The organism is Candidatus Nitrosopumilus sp. (assembly GCF_965262695.1).
In the GTDB taxonomy this organism is placed as follows: Archaea; Thermoproteota; Nitrososphaeria; order Nitrososphaerales; family Nitrosopumilaceae; genus Nitrosopumilus.
In genome coordinates, this window is sequence record NZ_OZ253550.1 from 298,059 (window position 1) to 315,206 (window position 17,148).

Below are 17,148 nucleotides of genomic sequence, written 5' to 3' on the forward strand. Positions count from 1 at the left end.
TAATAATCATTTTCGATAATTGTTAAACTAAAATATTCATTTGATTCAAATCATTCATGCTTACAATTGACTGTACAGATGTATTGTCCATCAAACATGAACTTGTGGTTTATGTGTCAGATCAAGTTGCAGCCATTCCTACTCTAAAAAATAATCAATTTACTCTATCTACATTAGATGATGATGAGGTAATTGACACAAATACTGTAATTACTGCAATTAAGGAATTTTTAGACTCTATTGGTGAGGGTAGAAATTTTGCTGTTATTGGAAATAATCACATGATCAGTATTACTTCTGTATCTGGAAAAGTAATTGAAAGAGAGCCTTCTCAACCCCAAGAAATGTTTTCATGTTCTCATTGTGGATTTGTAACTCAATATCAAGTTGAACTAGAAACTCATATGAAAATCCATTATCTCTGAATTTTTTTAAAAATTCTAGGTATTGTATTTTTTCTAATTTCTATTGCCATTACAAAATTGTAATGTGGAAATCTCTTTTTGTATTCCGAAATGTAACTCTGTGCTACGTTTTGTGTTTTAAAATCAACTCTCAATCCCTCTAATTTGACTTCTTTTCCAAAAACATCATAGATTACTATTGAGTGTCTGTCTGGTTTGATGTAGAATTTTGTACTGCAATACCAGGCAATTCCTAATATTACTACAAAAAATCCTGTTACAAATTTGTCCAGAATTTTTTGCATATGTTGATTTTCAACAGGATCTTTATAAGCACTAATTCCTGTAATTTGTTATGGATAAACCATCAAGAAATAATGTCTCAAAGGTTTATTGTGAAAAATGTGATCTAGTGTTTGAATCCAGGGAACGATTTGAAAAACATCTTGATAGCCACTCTTCTGGGGTTCAATGTGAGGTTTGTCCAATTGACACTGTAATTGCAAAGTTCACCAATCTGTTTAAACGAAAATCATCCCATAATTTGGAATAAGTTTTTTTAACTCATCTAATTTCTTTTGAACATGAACAAAAAAGGCGTGATTATAGGCGTCGTTGTTATTGCAATTATTGCTGGTGTGGCAGCATCTTTGTCTTCCACTCCTGCTGAAACTGTAAATCTAGATATGACTAGAACTCATGGAACTATCTCCACTGCTATGGGCTCTCCTATCTTAGGTGATCCTTCAGCTCCAATAACTATTGTTGAATTTGGAGATTATCAATGTCACCAATGTTACAACTGGTTCCATAACACAAAACCTGCTATAACTCGTGATTATATTGACACTGGAAAAGCAAACTTGGTTTTTGTTGACATGGCATTCTTGGGACGAGACTCAGGTCCTGCAGCTCAAGCCACTTACTGTGCAGAAGATCAAGGAAAGTATTGGGAATATCATGATATGTTGTACAACACACAAGAATCAAAAATTGATGGTGGTTGGGCTAACACTGAAAGACTAAAGGCATTTGCATTTTCAATGGGATTAGACATGGAATTGTTTGAAAGTTGTCTTGACTCTGGAAAATATTCCAAACGTGTTCAGTATAACACTCAACAAGCAAGAGACCACGGTGTAAGAGGAACACCTGGATTCTTTATTGTGGGTCCAGATGGCCAACAACAGATTGGTGGTGCACAACCATTTTCTGTCTTTAAACAAGTTCTGGATCCAATGGTGTAGATGACAAACACAATTACATTTGTCTTTTCGAATCCAAAATATGTCGCACTTTCTTTTGCAATATTTGTCCCAATGCTTTTTGGGTTGCTGATATTATCTGAGTATGTTTTCCTAGAGCCATATGTTGTAAGTCATTTGCCTACTGGTACTGAATTTGGATTTGCACTTATTGTGATCATTTCGGCATTATCTGCACTAGTTTTACCGATGAATGTTTTTAGAATTAACGTACTGAAAAGCTCAACCCGAAAAATGGGTGGTAGCGTTATTGGTTCTTTTGTTGGAGCAGCAGCTGGAGCATGTAGTTGTGGTCCGATTGGATTTGCTGTGATCTCAACATTTGGTTCTGTTGGAGCAACCGCAACTGCCTTTTTGACAAATTATGAAATACCTTTGAGACTAATTGCAATTGGAGTTTTGGTAATCACCTACTTTACAACCGTAAAATCTCTAAAAACTGAGTGCAAATTCGATCCTTGATTTTGATTCACTAGAAATTACCATTTAGGCAAACGTTTTCGACCTTTGGACGTATCTTAAAGTCTAATGCATTACTTGTGTGACATTCATTTATGTTCCAATTAGGCCAAGTAGGAGAGATCCAGACGCTGACGAAATTGAAGATGCTGAAGATTAGCATCTTTTTCCCATTTGATTATGAATAAATGAATTTTGAAAATTTCCAAGGTCGAGCTATTTATTTGCCTTTTTCAAGTTTAACGTAATGCAAAATTGGAATTTGATTGCTGGGATTTTGATAATTGCCAGTCCGATTCTATTTTCAATGATCGCATATCCTGATTCTGTAGCTTGGAGTTGGAATGAAGGACGTGGTGGATATCTCTTTGCGCTTGTTTTTGTTGTTGCTGAACTCATTGGTCTAAAGATTGTAATTTCAAAAAAACGATTACTTGCAGTAATTCCCATTGCGTTACTAACTATTGCTTACCTTGTATCTTTAGAATATGGTTTAAGAGATTACCTCACTGCATCTGCAGAACAATTTGATGTTCAATTAATCTATTCTTGGACATGGATGTGGGACTTTATTGTTATGGCTATCTTCATTGTTGTTGCATTAACTATTTTCTTTGGAAAGAGATGGATTCGAATTGCACCTGCAGGACCTATCTTCCTAACTGGTACTGCAATTATCTTGTCTCTTGATGCATTCTTCCCCTATGATACACTGGGTCCTTTACAATACATTGTTCCGTATTTTGTACAAGCTAATGTTTGGGTAATCACTGTACTTGATCTTGGCACTGCAGTTGCAAGAGACAATGTCATGTTCTTACGAGGAGATCACGGTTCAATGGCACTTCAAGTATTTTGGCCATCTGCCGGTGTTCACAGCATTATCATCTTCTCACTAGTTATTGGTGCATTCATGCTGAAGATGAATATTCCTAGAGCTAGAAAATCAATGTATTTTGTTTTAGGTATTATTGGAACTATTACTGTAAACCTGATTCGTATCTTCTCTCTATCTTGGTATGCCCTCAAAGTTACAACTGATCCTGTTGCCTGGGAGGAATATCACAAAATTGCAGGTGAAATCATGTTCTTGCCGTGGCTATTTGCATTCATCTTGGTAGTCATACTAATAGAATCTCGACGTCTCAAAAAACAAGAAGAACGAAACGGAACTAAAAATAACTCGTAATGTCTCTTTGCCCTTGATTTTCTGAAAGTTCTGAAACCTTTACTCCTAGTCTTCTAATTGTAGTTGTTTGACTCTCTAGTGCTTCTTTTAGTAATAGTTCTGCAGTCTTTTCTAATTCATCTAGACTCATAGTGGGATTTCTGAGCATCTTTGATTTTGATTTGTTTGATAAATCTGATTGAACAAAGCTTATCCCAACTGATTTGAACATTTGATTCTTTTTTTGGATTATTTCATGCACTTCTTTGCATAATTCTAATAGATTCTCTAAAAGAAATTTGTAGTCTTTTGAATCTTTTTTCAAAGTTACAATCTTTCCGTGTTGAATACTGGGTTCTCTTTCTTTTACTGATTCATCATCAATTCCTCTAACTGCATTGTAGATGTAAGTTCCACTTTTCCTTCCAAACTCTTTATTCAAAGTAAAGACATCTAGTTTTTTTACATCTCCAATTGTTTCTAAATTCATTTCAACAAATCTTTGTTCTGTTTTCTTCCCAATCCCTGGAATGTCTCTAATTTTTAATGACTCTAAGAACTCATCAATTTTTTCTGGTGACACTATTGTTAGTCCATCAGGCTTTTGAAAGTCTGATGCAATCTTTGAAATTAATTTATTTGGTGAAATCCCAATTGAACAACTTAGCTTTGTTTTTTCTCTGATGGAGTTTTTAATCTGTTGGGCTAAATGACTAGCTTTATGAAAATCTCTCTCTGTTCTTTTTGTTACATCCAAATATGCTTCGTCTCTTCCTACATATTCAAAAACATCTGAAAACTCTTCCATGATCTTCATTGCTTTTTCAGACATCTCAGAGTAGTAATCAAAATCTACAGGTAAAAATACTGCATCTTTTCTTTCTTCTAATCTTTTTTTGGCAAATACTATTGGTATTCCAGATTTTGCACCATATTTTCTTGCAGTATAGTTTGCAGTTGCAATGGCTCCACTATCGCCTCCTCTATCTGAAAAGACACATACGCAAACTGGTTTTGATTTTAATTCTGGTGATCTTATCTCTTCACACTGGGCATAAAAATAATCAAAGTCTATGTGGAAAACGATTCTTGTTTCCAATACTGTTCAATGAACTTTAGATTATTACTATATTGTGTATTCATCTAAATACTCAATTGACATACTACTTTCATGGATTACCCTGTATCTGTTGATGAAAACGGATTAAAAATAAAACCTGAGAAAATGGAAAAAGAGAAACTCTATCATTGTATTTTCAAAGAGAAAGCAATGTTGGTTTTCAAAGATTCTCAAGATGTAATGAACTGTTATGAGATTGAAGAAAAAGATCTTGTTGAAAAAATCAAGCAAATTAGCAGTGATGACGATCTGGAAAAATTGTTTGAGGAGTATCTTCAAGGGCAAGACCTGAAAAATTAAATAAAAGCGAGAGAGAATTTTGTTATAAAAGGAATAATGAATTGAGTACTAATAAAAAATCAAAAGACGCAGAAGACATTTTATCAGAATTTGACTCTAGAAATAAATCAGAACCTGAACCAACACCAGAACCTGAACCAACACCAGAACCTGAACCAACACCAGAACCTGAACCAACACCAGAACCTGAACCAACACCAGAACCTGAACCAACACCAGAACCTGAACCAACACCAGAACCTGAACCAACACCAGAACCTGAACCAACACCAGAACCTGAACCAACACCAGAACCTGAACCAACACCAGAACCTGAACCAACACCAGAACCTGAACCAACACCAGAACCTGAACCAACACCAGAACCTGAACCAACACCAGAACCTGAACCAACACCAGAACCTGAACCAACACCAGAACCTGAACCAACACCAGAACCTGAACCAACACCAGAACCTGAACCAACACCAGAACCTGAACCAACACCAGAACCTGAACCAACACCAGAACCTTCTAAACCATCAGAAGAGCGTGATGTAATTTTTGTTGGAACAAAACCTATCATGACTTATGTTTCTGCAACTCTAACTCAACTCTCAACAAGACCGACAGTCACAATAAAGGCTAGAGGAAAAAGAATTACTCAAGCAGTTGATGTTTCTCAAATGATTGTAAAGAGGATGGATACTGTTGGTTATGTGATTAGTGATGTAAGAATTTCATCTGATTCTTTAACTTCTCAAGATGGTAAGCAACGTAATGTCTCTACCATGGAAATTGACATTTCAAAAGAATAATTTTAAAATCCCTCTGATAATTCTAAGCGGAATTTTAATTTTAATAATTGTTATATTATTTTCAAATTCTTCTTGTGGTGTACAACACATGATGATTTTAAATGAAATTAATTCCTATGAGGAAACACTTGATCCAGAATTTTGTGAAGTGATTGTTGAAAAAATAGATTTGTTTAATGATAGTTGTGAACCCCAAGTGGAAATTCTTGATTGTGGTTAATATTGTACTTCTTGCAAAAACGTGATTCCAAAATAAATTAGCATTCCGCTTAATCCTACCATCAATATTTTGTAATTTCTATTTGAAAGAATTTTTGTACTTTTTGATGCCAAAAATGAAACTGCTCCTAACCATGCAAAATCCATCCAAATATGTAATCCAAACATGATTAGCATACCTGAAAATGCCCAAATCAACATCGCGTCTGAAATCAATTTGAATCCAATAGTCAGCCACCAAATTATGAAAAATGGATTTAATCCACTTAACAGCACTCCTGTAATTAACGCCCCTTGTTTTTGATTCTTAATTGAAACTTCTTTATTTTTGAGAACTGTTCTGATTTGCAATGCTGCAAAAACAAAAAGCGTTATTGCTCCCAAAATTGAAATGATTGTTCTAAATTCTGGAAAACTTTCCAACGAAAAAACACCAATTCCTAACAATATCACTAAAGGCAACTCCACCATTGCATGACCTGTAGCCATTTTGATGCCAGATTTTGCACCTTCTCTTAACCCATATGATATGTTTGCTGCAAAAAGTGGTCCTGGAGCCATTACTCCTGATGCTGAGATAACTATCACTAGTACTGTAAATTCAAAAAACTGTTCCATCTAATTCAAATTTTATTATTTTGATTATGAAATAAACATAGTCAAGAGAATTTACATGTACATAGAGTCTTTTAGGTGCTTTGATTCTTCTTCAGCTTCTTTGATTACTGTCTCAGCTTTTTCTGCTTCTTGCTGTAATGCAGGAATGTCACATGATGTTCCTGGGATAAGTTTTGACATTGCCATGCATAATTGCGCACTTGATTTAAAATCAGGTCCTTGACCATTTGTATGAAAAATAATTACAATTACATCTTGTCCTGATACACTTGCTTCATTCAATAAGGTTCCGGGGATTCCTGGAATTGTTCCGTGTTCTAAAACTTTTAGTCCTGCATTTTTTATTTTTTCTCGTGCAGAATCTGTACTTCCAATCCCAATCAATTCTTCATCTCCGTTAGGAGATTTTACTGCAATACTACTTACAACTAATCCAATTTTGTGTTTTTGTGCCCATTTGAGCATAGTTTTAGCTGTAATTTTGTGTAATGATTGATCAAGTGTGAGATATGATAAAAATACACTAACTTTCAATTCTTCGTTTACAAAAATCCTTGATGGATAGTTTGGCTTTCCATCTTTGATTACGCTGATTGGTGGAAATATGTCTGAATCAATAATTCCTCCTAACTCAAAATTTGATGTGTGTACCATTGACTCTGTTGCAATTGCGCTGCTAAAACCTGCTGATGGAAATCCGTCAATAAGATAACCCCCTTCTAAATTGAGTGGTTTGAATTCTTTAATTCTTATTTTAGGAAGCATAATTGTTTTCTATTTTTATCAGATAATAGGGTTTGTCTATTTTTGTAATTTTGATACTAGTGCTGCATAAATAAATGGTAAAATTGTTGTAACTTCTGCATGCAATGTGGATTGTTTTGCTTTTTGTGTTACCTTGCCCCATGAAATTGCTTCTCTAACTAATGCCCCACTTAGACTACCATCAAACTCTTGTGCTGTTGTAATGTAAAATGCATAATCTAACCCTTCTCTGTATTGATTCCACCACAAAGTGTGATGTTTTGAAATTCCTCCACCAATCATGAATGCTCCTGATTTTTCAGCTTTGAAAATAAATCCTGAAAGTAAATCTGCATCTCCTGCCATGTTTAACTTAAAGTCATTATGTTTTTGTGTGAATAACCAAATCTGACTTCCTACTGCTCCATCCATAATTCCTGGAACTACAACACTGATATCATTTTTGTATGCCCAATAAAGAAATGAATCTTCTCCTAGATGTTTTCCAATCATTTTACAAATTTCGGCTGTAGTCATTTCCTTTACGCCGTTTTGATATTCTTCCTCTAAGAATGCCTGCATTTTCTCTTCAATTAGTGGTCCATAACTGTCCATAGGCACAAGTACATTGCCTAATCTGTGGATGTCTTGGTCTGCCAGTTCCTTATCATCCATTGTAAATGATCCTTCTTTGTAATGTGAAAAGTGTCTTGCAATATCATGATCTAATGCACCACAAGTTGTTATTGCAACATCAAACCATTTGTTTTTGAGCATGTCTCTTAGAATCCCTCTTAACCCTGTAGATACCACAGCTCCTACAAATGAGATGAATCTAAGACATTGTTTGTCTGAAATCATTTCTGATAAAATTTCTACTCCTGCTGATAGATTGACTGATTCAAATCCTCCTGATTGAGATAACTCTTCAAATATTTTTTCAATAGATGTATTAGAATCAATTTCTATGTCTTTTACAGGACGGCCTGACTCTAACATGATCTTAATCGTAGATGTCAAGTATAAAATTCTGCCTTAATCTTGTTGTTGTTTTAATTTCTCTAAGAAAACTTTAAACCCGCCCAATTACACCAATTTTCGAATGGCAGATAGAATTAAGGTAGGATTAGTAGGAATTGGTAATTGTTTTTCAGGTTTAATTCAGGGTATTGAATATTACAGAAAAAATCCTGACCAAGAAGTTACTGGAATTATTCACGATAAATTAGCTGGTTATGGTATTCATGACATTGATTTTGTTTGCGGTTTTGATGTTGGTGAAAATAAAGTTGGAAAACCTCTTCATGAAGCAATCTATGCATTTCCAAACATGGTTGACTGGATTCCAAAAGATGAATTGCCAAAAACAGATGCTAAAATTTATGAAAGTCCAATTCTAGACGGTGTTGGACTATGGGTGGAAAACAGAATCAAACCTATTGATAATCCAAAGTCTGTTGAAGAAATCACTGAAGAAGTAAAACAAGTAATCAAAGATACTGGTGTTGAAATAATTGTGTCTTATTTGCCTGTAGGTTCTGATAAAGTAACTGAATATTGGGCACAAATTTGCCTTGACACAAACACTGCATTTGTAAATTGTATTCCTTCGTTTATCGCATCTGATGAGAATTGGGCAAAGAAATTTGCTGAAAAAAATATTCCTTGTATTGGTGATGATATCAAAGGACAAGTTGGCGCAACTATTGTTCACAGAACACTAGCTAAACTATGTAATGATAGAGGAACTAAAATTGAAAAGACATACCAAATCAATGTTGGTGGTAATACTGATTTTCTAAATATGAAAGAACAAGATAGACTTGTCTCAAAGAAAATTTCAAAAACTGAAAGTGTTCAAAGTCAACTTGATGAACGATTAGATGATGATCAAATCTATGTTGGTCCTTCTGACTTTATCCCATTTTTAGGTAATACAAAACTCATGTTTATGAGAATTGAAGGACGCCAATGGGCAAACATTCCTTACAACATGGAGGTTCGTTTAGAAGTAGATGATAAAGCAAATTCTGCTGGAATTGTAATTGATGCAATTAGATTAGCAAAAATTGCACTTGATAGAGGTGTTGGCGGACCAATTAAACCTGCAAGTGCTTATCTCATGAAACATCCAATTGAACAAACATCTGATGTTAAAGCAAAAGCTGCTTGTGAAAAGTTTGTTGCAGGCGGCTAATCACTGAAATTTATTAGAATCTGAAAATCTACTCTTTCTTATCGTTTCATATTTTTTAAGATCAAACTTACGTGATGCGCCTTGTTCTCCGTTTAATTTAGTGATTTTTGTAGTGACTACTTTGTTATTTTGACTCAAATCTACTATCAAACTATTGCCTCCAAATTTATGATTCTCTACATTGGCTGCAATAATTGGAATTCTGTTCTCTAATGCTCTTACTTGAACATACATCTCCCATGGTTTAATGCCTCTTCGTACAATTCTGCTTGGGGATAGTAATGCTTGGGCTCCTTTTTTTGCTAGAGTGTTTGCTACTTTGGGAAATACCATGTCATAGCAGACAACTATGCCAAATTTACATGCGGTTTTGAAAATTTTAGCCTCTTTTCCAGGCTTGATGTTATCTCGCTCATAATCAAATGGATGTATTTTCTCTTGTTTTCCTATGAATTCTCCTTTGGGTCCGATAATTGGTGATACAATTGATGACTTGTCTCTTATCGTTTCATAAAATGCACCTGGAATTATGGTCATCCCGAAATCTTTGGCAATTGCCTTGAATTCCGCAAATTGTAAATCCCAGTTTGAAATGTGATTATTTTTTAACCATTGCTCAGGCAAGCATACGATCTCAGTCTCATTTTTGCCTAATTTTTTTAAAATTTTTGCAACCTCTGAAATGGCTTTTTGATCCGTATCATATGATCTAGTTTGAATCAATCCTAATTTTGTCATACTTGTAAACCCCTTACTTGGTAATTATAAGTAGGCACAAGAGGGTTATTGTAAAATATTTTTTCTTTACCGTTACGAAAAATATCATACTAAAACAAGAAAAATTATGCAATAGTGTCAACTAAACTTGTTAAACATCGATTATCTCACCATTTGAGACAATATTGTTATTGGTTCATGTAAAAAAAGTTGAGATCTTCGGCTTCAAGTCATTTGGTTTTAAGAATACCACTGTCCAGTTTGAACCAGGACTTGTATCGATCTCAGGTCCTAATGGTTCTGGTAAAAGTAACATCTTGGATGCAATCATTTTTGCGATGGGTGAGAATAAACCAAAAGTTATGAGAGTTGATAAATTACGATCACTAATTCATGATATTGAAGGAAATCGACGTGGACCAAAAATGGCACGATCTAGTGTGCACTTTGATAATTCTGATCGAAAGATTCCTGTTGACACCGACACTGTTGAGATTACAAGAGAAATGGATGCCAATGGTGAAAACACCTACTATCTAAACAAAAAGAAAACTAACCGAAGTCACATCCTTGATTTACTTGATATGGCAAATGCTGGATTGGGTCAACTTAACGCTGTACAACAAGGAACTGTTACAAGAATTTCTGAATTTACATCTGAAGAAAAGAGAAAAACAATTGAAGATTTGATTGGACTGTCATATTTTGATGAGAAAAAAGCAGAATCAGTAAAACAACTTGATGAGGCAGACAGGAGGTTGGAGATTGCTTTGGCAAAAATGGGTGAAATTAAGAAACGTATTGATGAACTTGAAGAAGAACGTAATCAGAAATTACGTCATGATATTCTTGAACGTGAACTAAACCGATACAAGGCAATAGCTGCTGCCAATAAACTCAAGGTCATTTCTGGTCAAAAAGAAACAAAAGACTCTACTTTACACTCCATTACTGCTGAAATCACCACTTTTGATGGTGAAAGAAGTGGTTTGAGAACTGAAATTGGAACTTTGGAATCTGAAAAATCAAAACTGATGGCAAAAGCTAATGATTACACTCAAGCAAAATCTGCCCTTGATACTGAAATTGCAACTGCAATGGAACAATATGAAATTGATAACAGCGCAATATCTGCATCAAAGAAAAGAATTGAACAAATTGAATCTCGAATTCCTGAAATACAAAAAGAACTTGAAGATGTTGATAGTGCACGAAATGATATCGACACTCAGATTTTAAAAATTAAAGAATCAATTGAAGAAACTAATGTTAAGAAAAATAAAATCAATTCTGATTTAGAAATTGTTGACTCTCAAAGAAACAAAATATTGGATGAACAATCAGAAGCTGCTGCTAAAAAATCTGAAATTGATGAAAAAATTAAAACATTAACTGCTCAACTAAATGATGCAAAACTCAAACTCTCTAAACTTCAACATGAAAAAGAAGAATCAAAAATTAAAGTTGAATCAAATACTGTAAAACTTCAAGATCTTGAACATGGAATTGAAGAATTAACTTCTTCAAAATCAAAATTAGAATCAATGATTAAGAATCATAACGCAACAATCACTGAATTAAAATCCAGAATAAAAAAACTACAACTAAAAAAATCTAAAATTATTTCTGAAATGGATGAATGGGGTGAGATTCTAGAAAAATCTAACAAAGCTGCAACACGTTATGAATCAAAAATTAAAACTGTAAAAGGATTCATGCATGAAGATTACACTGTTGCAAAATTAAAAGAAGATGCAGAACAACTCGGCATTGAAGGACTAGTTTATGAAATGATTTCTTGGGATAAAGAATACGAGCGTTCTATAATGGCTGTAAGTTCTGATTGGATAAAAGCAATAGTTGTAAAAGACTTTGCAACACTTCTTGGAATTGCAGAGTTTGCACGCTCTAGAAAATTACCAAAACTCAAGATTATTCCTATGGATGCAATTCCTAAATTCAAACTAAAATTACCAACTGAATCAGGAGTAATAGGCGTACTTTCAGACTTTGTTCGCTGTAAACCTGCCTATTCTGAACTCAAAACCTTCCTGTTTGGCAATATTGTTCTCACAAAAACTAGAGAGTCTGCATACAATGTTTCTCAATCTGGCTACAAGGCAGTTACCCTGGATGGTGAATACTTTGAAGCAAAGGGTGGAACTGTTGTTATTGATATTAATTCAAAGATATCAAAACTCACAAAATTAATCTCAATGAGTAGTGATGTTGATGGATTATTCCAATCAATTAACGCTGTAAAGAAATATCTTCAACTGAAAAAGAACTCTATTAAAAAATTAGATGACTCTATTCAATCAAATTCTGAACGACTTTCAATTTCTGAGCAGTCTTTAGCATCTACTAATGAACATTATTCCACTCTTACACCTAGAATTGAATCTGCAATGAATATGAAAAAACAACTTATTGACAGAATTTCTGATTTGACTTCACGTGATCAAAATATTGAATCTGAAGTTCTTACAAATGAATCTCATGTTGAATCATTACTAGAACGTATTTCTATTGTAGAAGACAATTATGCAAGTGGCGAACAAACACGTATTGCAAATGAATTATCTAGAATCAATATAAAAAAAGCAGAAGTTGAGAAATTATACACCACTATTACAAATGAATATCGTGACAAATCTTCACAACTAACAACATTAGAAACACAAGATAACCGTGAAAAATCTCAATCTAACCGTCTTCATGATGAAGAGAGTTCATTAAATCTGGAAAAAGAAGAATTACAAACAAAAATCAATGAATTAGAAACACAAAAAGAATCAAAGAATGAGATTCTTGTTAAATTAAGAGAAAAAGAACAAGAACTTATTGAGACATCTGGTTCCTCAATTGGTCAACTCAAAGAATTTGATGATAAACTAAAAGTTTTGTCTGAAAAAGACCGCGAATTAACTAAACAAATCAACACTCTGGAAAGACAATCTGATTCTTTGAATAGAGATTTGCGTGATTTGATAGAAAATGAGACTAAATTACAACAAATTCTCTCTGCATTTGGCTTTGATAAGGACATGGAGACATTTGATGTAGAATCAATTGTTCAAGGATTATCTGCAGAACTCGCTTCACTTAATGCACTAAATGCAAAAGCTCCTGAAACCTACCTTGAAGTTTCTTATGGCTATCGTTCAATGTCCACTAGAAAGAATTCTCTTGAAGAAGAAAGAAACTCTATAGTAAAATTCATTGAAGATATTGAAAAAGACAAACGTCAGACATTCTTGGATGCATTTGACAAGGTCGATAAAGAAATAAAATTAATTTTCAATAAAATGACTGGTGGAAATGCTTGGTTAGAGTTACAAAATGAAGATGATATCTTTAATTCTGGAATTTCTTACTTGATACAATTTCCAAACAAACCAAAAAGAGAATCTACTTCCATTAGTGGTGGTGAGAAAACATTAGCTGCAATTGTATTTGTACTTGCTTTGCAAAAACTAAAACCTTCACCATTTTATTTGTTTGATGAAGTAGATGCCCACCTTGATGCTCCAAACTCTGAGAGATTATCAAACATTTTGGAAGAACGAGCAAAAGAAAGCCAATTCATTATGGTTTCTCTAAAAGACTCTGTAGTTCAAAAAGCAAAACTGATCTATGGTGTTTTCCCAAAAAATGGTGTATCTAATGTTGTTACTTACAAAGACAAACGTATGCCTTCTGTTAGAACAACCTAGTTAATTTTTACATGACAAGCTGAAAAATGCTCATCTCTTATTTTCTCTAAATCTGGCTCTGATTCACATTTGTCGATAACGTATGGACATCTATTTCTGAATCTGCAACCTTGAAGGATGTCTATATCTGAGGGCTCATTGATTCTGATTTGTTTTTCTTTGTGTAGATTGTCTGGATTTGGCTCTGATATTGCATCAATTAGTGCCTGTGTGTATGGGTGTTTTGGACTAAGTAGAACTTGATCAATTGGTCCTATCTCTACAATTTTTCCTAAATACAAAATCCCTATCCTTTGACCAAAATATCTTGCAGTTGCTAAATCATGTGTGATGTAGATGAAGGAAATATTGTATTTTTTTTGTAATTCATGCAACAGTTCAAGCATTTCAGCTCTTATTGATACATCAAGCATTGAAACTGGTTCATCAGCTAAAATGACTTTTGGCTTTAATGACAAAGCTCTTGCTAGAACAACTCTTTGTCTTTGACCCCCTGAAAGCATATGTGGATATTTTTTAACAATCTCTTCAGCTGGTTCTAGTTTAACTTCATGTAAAACTTCGATAATTCTCTTTTTTCTCCCATTTTTGTCTCCAATGTTGTGAACTTCTAGTGGTTCTGAAACAATATCTCCAATTTTCATTCTTGGATTTATTGAATCGTATGGATCTTGATGAATCATTTGACATCCCATTCTAATTTTTTGTAAATTTTCTGGATTGTTATCAATTTCTTGATCTTCAAAAAATATTTTCCCAGAATCTGGTTGTATTGATCTTAAAATTAATTTTGCAATCGTTGATTTTCCTGAACCTGATTCTCCTGCCAACACGAACACTTCGCCTTTCTTTACGGAAAAAGAAATGTCATCTGTTGCCCTTACAGTATCTGATTGTTTTCCAAACATTCCTTTTTTGATGAAATGTTTTTTCAAATGGTCTATTCTAAGAATTTCTTCCAACAAATATTGTTGAAATTAGAAGTATATCAAGAAATATAGTTTATGCGTAAGGAATTGGGTTAAAGCTTTTAAGTTGATTAAAGGTGATTTTAATACTTGAACGACACATTACAGAAAAATAAAGAATACAAAAAATTTGTTGTTGATTCTAGGTTACAATATTTCAAACCTCATGCTACAAAAATTGAAAAAACATTTGCTGAAGAAATCTCTACGAGTCTAAGTGTTAACTCAAAATCTATTTCTCCTAAATTTTTTTATGACAAAAAGGGCTCTGATTTGTTTGAACAAATTTGCTCTGTTCCAGAATATTATCCTACTAGAACTGAAATCTCTATTCTGAAAAAACTACAAACTGAACTATCTTCATACCTGGATGAGGATTTCAGACTAGTTGAACTAGGAAGTGGTTCATCAATAAAGACACGATTAATTTTAGATTTTTTGACAACTTCGCAAAAAACTACTGAATATTTTCCAATTGATATATCTGAAATCCTTACTGAAAGTTCTGAAGAACTCTTAACTGATTACAAGAATCTGACAATTACTGGTATCATTGATACTTATGAAGGCGGTTTGGAATTTTTAAAAACATATGATGACAAAAACAATTTGATCATTTTCTTAGGTTCTAGTTTTGGTAATTTCTCACCGATTGATGGCTACAAATTTTTAGAGAAAATTTACTCTACCATGAAACCTGGTGATCTGTTTTTGATTGGTCTTGATCTTGTAAAAGATAAAACTGTTTTAGAATCTGCTTACAATGACTCTGAAGGTGTAACTGCAAAATTCAATCTTAATGTTTTATCTAGAATTAACGATGAACTTGATGCTGATTTTAATCTCGAAAATTTCTTACATCATGCCATTTACAACGAAAAAGATCAACGAATTGAAATGTATTTGAAATCTTTAACTGAACAATCTGTAATTATCTCAAAATCTAATTTGGAGTTGAAATTACAAAAAGATGAACTAATTCATACTGAATATTCTCATAAATACCGACTATCTCAAATCCATGATCTACTTGATGATGTGGGATTTGAGTTAAAACATACTTGGTTTGATGATAAAAAATATTTTTCATTAACTCTTGTATCTAAAAATTAGATATCTTCAGCACATCTAAAACCTGAAAACAACCACCTTTCATCTAGTCTAAAGAAATTCCTATAACTTCCACGAATAGACATTTTTGGTGTTCCAAATGAGCCTCCTCTCAAAACTTTCTGATTGGTAAACCATTTGTCATTATATTCATCAAATCCTGTCTTGAATCCTGGATATCCTGTAAATTCTGATGATGTCCATTCCCATACGTCTCCTATCATTTGTTGGCACCCTGAAGGACTTTTCCCTTCTGGATACGTTCCAATTTCTGTACATGCCCAATGATATGATTCTAAGAGATTACATTTGTTCTCAATTGACTCATCATTTCCCCATGGGAAAATCGTTTTTTCTTGCTTGCTTTCATCCCAACAAGCTGCCTTTTCCCATTCAGCTTCTGTTGGCAATCTTTTTCCTGCCCATTTACAGTATGCATCAGCTTCATAGAAACTGACGTGACAAACTGGTTCATTTGGATTTATCTCTCTAATTCCTAAAAAGTCTCTGACATGCCATTTATCATCAATCTTTTCCCAATACATTGGAGCATTCCATTTGTTAGCTTTTACTTTTTCCCATCCGTCTGATAACCAATATTTGTATGTCTCATACCCTCCATCTTCTATGAATTCCATATACTGTTTGTTTGTAACCGGAAAAACATCTATTTTGTAATCATTAAGGTAAACTTTGTGCTCTGGAAGTTCTATATCGTAACAGAACTCTTTTCCATTAAATCCCATTGTGTACAAACCACCATTTATCTTAACAACTGTGTTTTCCATATTGTTTTGTTTTTGAATTTGATTTTTCTTTACTGGTCTGTATTGCTCTGCAAGAAGATGTTGTAAATCATACACTAACAATTCTTGATGTTGGCATTCGTGATGGAATCCCATTATGATTAACCTGATTGCATCTTCATTCAAAGATTGAGTTTCAATAAATTTCTCTACTCTTTGATTGATTGTATTGAAATATTGAAAAATTTGATCAACTGTGGGTCTGGAAATTACTCCACGTAATCCTTTGTCATGCGGAACTCCAAATTGTTGATAGTATGAATTGAGATATTCTGAAAATTCCTTTGAATAAAACTCGTAATTTTTGTCTAATTTGCTCATAATTGCTTCGTAAATCCAACTAACATGACCAATATGCCATTTTGGTGGACTCATGAAAAATGCAGTTTGTACCACAAAATCGTCTTTCTCTAAAGTTTTTACTAGTTCTAATGTTCTACTTCTGGTTTTTCTGAATTGTTCTAAGAGTGGCTTTTTTTCCTCTAATTGTGGATTGCTAGTCACAATCAATAATCATTTTTTTCCACTATTATATCTGAC

At 33.6% G+C, this 17,148-nt stretch carries 19 protein-coding genes; 11 read left to right on the plus strand and 8 right to left on the minus strand.

Features of this window, described 5'->3' with window-relative positions; translation table 11 throughout:
- Positions 1–56 precede the first annotated feature (56 nt).
- Positions 57–425, plus strand: a complete 369-nt coding sequence (locus ACQY2P_RS01800) for a C2H2-type zinc finger protein (RefSeq protein ID WP_428326709.1) — start codon at positions 57–59, stop codon at positions 423–425.
- On the opposite strand, the gene ACQY2P_RS01805 is transcribed toward ACQY2P_RS01800, so the two are convergent.
- Positions 416–709, minus strand: coding sequence for a hypothetical protein (locus ACQY2P_RS01805; RefSeq protein ID WP_428326710.1), 294 nt, complete (start codon positions 707–709; stop codon positions 416–418). The two genes, ACQY2P_RS01800 and ACQY2P_RS01805, sit on opposite strands and share 10 nt — an antisense overlap.
- A gap of 50 nt (positions 710–759) precedes the next feature.
- Here ACQY2P_RS01805 and ACQY2P_RS01810 point away from each other — a divergent pair, with 50 nt between their 5' ends.
- From ACQY2P_RS01810 to artG, 4 genes are all read left to right on the plus strand, one after another.
- Positions 760–957 carry a hypothetical protein gene (locus ACQY2P_RS01810; protein WP_428326711.1) on the plus strand — a complete coding sequence of 66 codons (198 nt, stop codon included), beginning with the start codon at positions 760–762 and terminating at the stop codon, positions 955–957.
- Between the two features lie 31 nt (positions 958–988).
- Positions 989–1,651: a DsbA family protein gene (locus ACQY2P_RS01815; protein ID WP_428326712.1), complete on the plus strand. Its 663-nt coding sequence runs from the start codon at positions 989–991 to the stop codon at positions 1,649–1,651.
- Positions 1,652–2,131, plus strand: a complete 480-nt coding sequence (locus ACQY2P_RS01820) for a hypothetical protein (protein WP_428326713.1) — start codon at positions 1,652–1,654, stop codon at positions 2,129–2,131. It begins immediately after the preceding gene.
- 244 nt (positions 2,132–2,375) lie between these two features.
- Positions 2,376–3,317 carry a thaumarchaeosortase gene (gene artG / locus ACQY2P_RS01825; RefSeq protein WP_428326714.1) on the plus strand — a complete coding sequence of 314 codons (942 nt, stop codon included), beginning with the start codon at positions 2,376–2,378 and terminating at the stop codon, positions 3,315–3,317.
- Here artG and dinB read toward each other — a convergent pair.
- Positions 3,301–4,395: a DNA polymerase IV gene (gene dinB, locus ACQY2P_RS01830; protein WP_428326715.1), complete on the minus strand. Its 1,095-nt coding sequence runs from the start codon at positions 4,393–4,395 to the stop codon at positions 3,301–3,303. The two genes, artG and dinB, sit on opposite strands and share 17 nt — an antisense overlap.
- 72 nt (positions 4,396–4,467) lie before the next feature.
- On the opposite strand from dinB, the gene ACQY2P_RS01835 reads away from it, so the two are divergent.
- The 3 genes from ACQY2P_RS01835 to ACQY2P_RS01845 all read left to right on the plus strand — a co-directional run bounded on the left by ACQY2P_RS01835 (position 4,468) and on the right by ACQY2P_RS01845 (position 5,733).
- A complete protein-coding gene (locus ACQY2P_RS01835; RefSeq protein WP_428326716.1) occupies positions 4,468–4,716 on the plus strand; it encodes a hypothetical protein in 249 nt (82 codons plus the stop codon).
- A gap of 41 nt (positions 4,717–4,757) precedes the next feature.
- Positions 4,758–5,513 carry a DNA-binding protein gene (locus ACQY2P_RS01840; protein WP_428326717.1) on the plus strand — a complete coding sequence of 252 codons (756 nt, stop codon included), beginning with the start codon at positions 4,758–4,760 and terminating at the stop codon, positions 5,511–5,513.
- 88 nt (positions 5,514–5,601) lie between these two features.
- Positions 5,602–5,733, plus strand: a complete 132-nt coding sequence (locus ACQY2P_RS01845) for a hypothetical protein (RefSeq protein ID WP_428326718.1) — start codon at positions 5,602–5,604, stop codon at positions 5,731–5,733.
- On the opposite strand, the gene ACQY2P_RS01850 is transcribed toward ACQY2P_RS01845, so the two are convergent.
- From ACQY2P_RS01850 to ACQY2P_RS01860, 3 genes are read right to left on the minus strand one after another with little or no spacing between them, the layout of a single operon-like run.
- Positions 5,730–6,350 carry a LysE family transporter gene (locus ACQY2P_RS01850; protein ID WP_428326719.1) on the minus strand — a complete coding sequence of 207 codons (621 nt, stop codon included), beginning with the start codon at positions 6,348–6,350 and terminating at the stop codon, positions 5,730–5,732. The two genes, ACQY2P_RS01845 and ACQY2P_RS01850, sit on opposite strands and share 4 nt — an antisense overlap.
- A 51-nt stretch (positions 6,351–6,401) precedes the next feature.
- The gene (locus ACQY2P_RS01855; RefSeq protein WP_428326720.1) at positions 6,402–7,115 is read right to left on the minus strand and encodes a proteasome assembly chaperone family protein; all 714 of its coding nucleotides are present in this window, start codon (positions 7,113–7,115) and stop codon (positions 6,402–6,404) included.
- Positions 7,116–7,151: 36 nt separating this feature from the next.
- On the minus strand, positions 7,152–8,093 hold the full coding sequence (locus ACQY2P_RS01860) for a deoxyhypusine synthase (protein WP_428326721.1): 942 nt from the start codon (positions 8,091–8,093) through the stop codon (positions 7,152–7,154).
- Between the two features lie 103 nt (positions 8,094–8,196).
- On the opposite strand from ACQY2P_RS01860, the gene ACQY2P_RS01865 reads away from it, so the two are divergent.
- Positions 8,197–9,291, plus strand: coding sequence for an inositol-3-phosphate synthase (locus ACQY2P_RS01865; RefSeq protein ID WP_428326722.1), 1,095 nt, complete (start codon positions 8,197–8,199; stop codon positions 9,289–9,291).
- Here ACQY2P_RS01865 and ACQY2P_RS01870 read toward each other — a convergent pair whose 3' ends face one another.
- Positions 9,292–10,029, minus strand: coding sequence for a carbon-nitrogen hydrolase family protein (locus tag ACQY2P_RS01870; RefSeq protein ID WP_428326723.1), 738 nt, complete (start codon positions 10,027–10,029; stop codon positions 9,292–9,294).
- Positions 10,030–10,199: 170 nt separating this feature from the next.
- On the opposite strand from ACQY2P_RS01870, the gene ACQY2P_RS01875 reads away from it, so the two are divergent.
- On the plus strand, positions 10,200–13,724 hold the full coding sequence (locus ACQY2P_RS01875) for an AAA family ATPase (RefSeq protein WP_428326724.1): 3,525 nt from the start codon (positions 10,200–10,202) through the stop codon (positions 13,722–13,724).
- On the opposite strand, the gene ACQY2P_RS01880 is transcribed toward ACQY2P_RS01875, so the two are convergent.
- Entirely contained in the window at positions 13,721–14,686 is a 966-nt protein-coding gene (locus tag ACQY2P_RS01880) for an ABC transporter ATP-binding protein (RefSeq protein ID WP_428326725.1), read from the minus strand. The two genes, ACQY2P_RS01875 and ACQY2P_RS01880, sit on opposite strands and share 4 nt — an antisense overlap.
- A 96-nt stretch (positions 14,687–14,782) precedes the next feature.
- Here ACQY2P_RS01880 and egtD point away from each other — a divergent pair, with 96 nt between their 5' ends.
- The gene (gene egtD, locus ACQY2P_RS01885) at positions 14,783–15,805 is read left to right on the plus strand and encodes an L-histidine N(alpha)-methyltransferase (protein WP_428326726.1); all 1,023 of its coding nucleotides are present in this window, start codon (positions 14,783–14,785) and stop codon (positions 15,803–15,805) included.
- Here egtD and egtB read toward each other — a convergent pair.
- Positions 15,802–17,112 carry an ergothioneine biosynthesis protein EgtB gene (gene egtB, locus ACQY2P_RS01890; RefSeq protein WP_428326727.1) on the minus strand — a complete coding sequence of 437 codons (1,311 nt, stop codon included), beginning with the start codon at positions 17,110–17,112 and terminating at the stop codon, positions 15,802–15,804. The genes egtD and egtB overlap by 4 nt on opposite strands.
- Positions 17,113–17,148 lie beyond the last annotated feature (36 nt).

What these genes read in the sequence shown, in the direction of transcription:
- ACQY2P_RS01845 (WP_428326718.1), top strand. Translation starts at nt 5,602, where the DNA reads ATGATGATTTTAAATGAAATTAATTCCTATGAGGAAACACTTGATCCA.
- ACQY2P_RS01800 (WP_428326709.1), top strand. Translation starts at nt 57, where the DNA reads ATGCTTACAATTGACTGTACAGATGTATTGTCCATCAAACATGAACTT.
- ACQY2P_RS01815 (WP_428326712.1), top strand. Translation starts at nt 989, where the DNA reads ATGAACAAAAAAGGCGTGATTATAGGCGTCGTTGTTATTGCAATTATT.
- artG (WP_428326714.1), top strand. Translation starts at nt 2,376, where the DNA reads ATGCAAAATTGGAATTTGATTGCTGGGATTTTGATAATTGCCAGTCCG.
- ACQY2P_RS01850 (WP_428326719.1), bottom strand. Translation starts at nt 6,350, where the DNA reads ATGGAACAGTTTTTTGAATTTACAGTACTAGTGATAGTTATCTCAGCA.
- ACQY2P_RS01820 (WP_428326713.1), top strand. Translation starts at nt 1,652, where the DNA reads ATGACAAACACAATTACATTTGTCTTTTCGAATCCAAAATATGTCGCA.
- ACQY2P_RS01805 (WP_428326710.1), bottom strand. Translation starts at nt 709, where the DNA reads ATGCAAAAAATTCTGGACAAATTTGTAACAGGATTTTTTGTAGTAATA.
- ACQY2P_RS01865 (WP_428326722.1), top strand. Translation starts at nt 8,197, where the DNA reads ATGGCAGATAGAATTAAGGTAGGATTAGTAGGAATTGGTAATTGTTTT.
- ACQY2P_RS01870 (WP_428326723.1), bottom strand. Translation starts at nt 10,029, where the DNA reads ATGACAAAATTAGGATTGATTCAAACTAGATCATATGATACGGATCAA.
- ACQY2P_RS01810 (WP_428326711.1), top strand. Translation starts at nt 760, where the DNA reads ATGGATAAACCATCAAGAAATAATGTCTCAAAGGTTTATTGTGAAAAA.
- ACQY2P_RS01860 (WP_428326721.1), bottom strand. Translation starts at nt 8,093, where the DNA reads ATGTTAGAGTCAGGCCGTCCTGTAAAAGACATAGAAATTGATTCTAAT.
- ACQY2P_RS01855 (WP_428326720.1), bottom strand. Translation starts at nt 7,115, where the DNA reads ATGCTTCCTAAAATAAGAATTAAAGAATTCAAACCACTCAATTTAGAA.
- ACQY2P_RS01835 (WP_428326716.1), top strand. Translation starts at nt 4,468, where the DNA reads ATGGATTACCCTGTATCTGTTGATGAAAACGGATTAAAAATAAAACCT.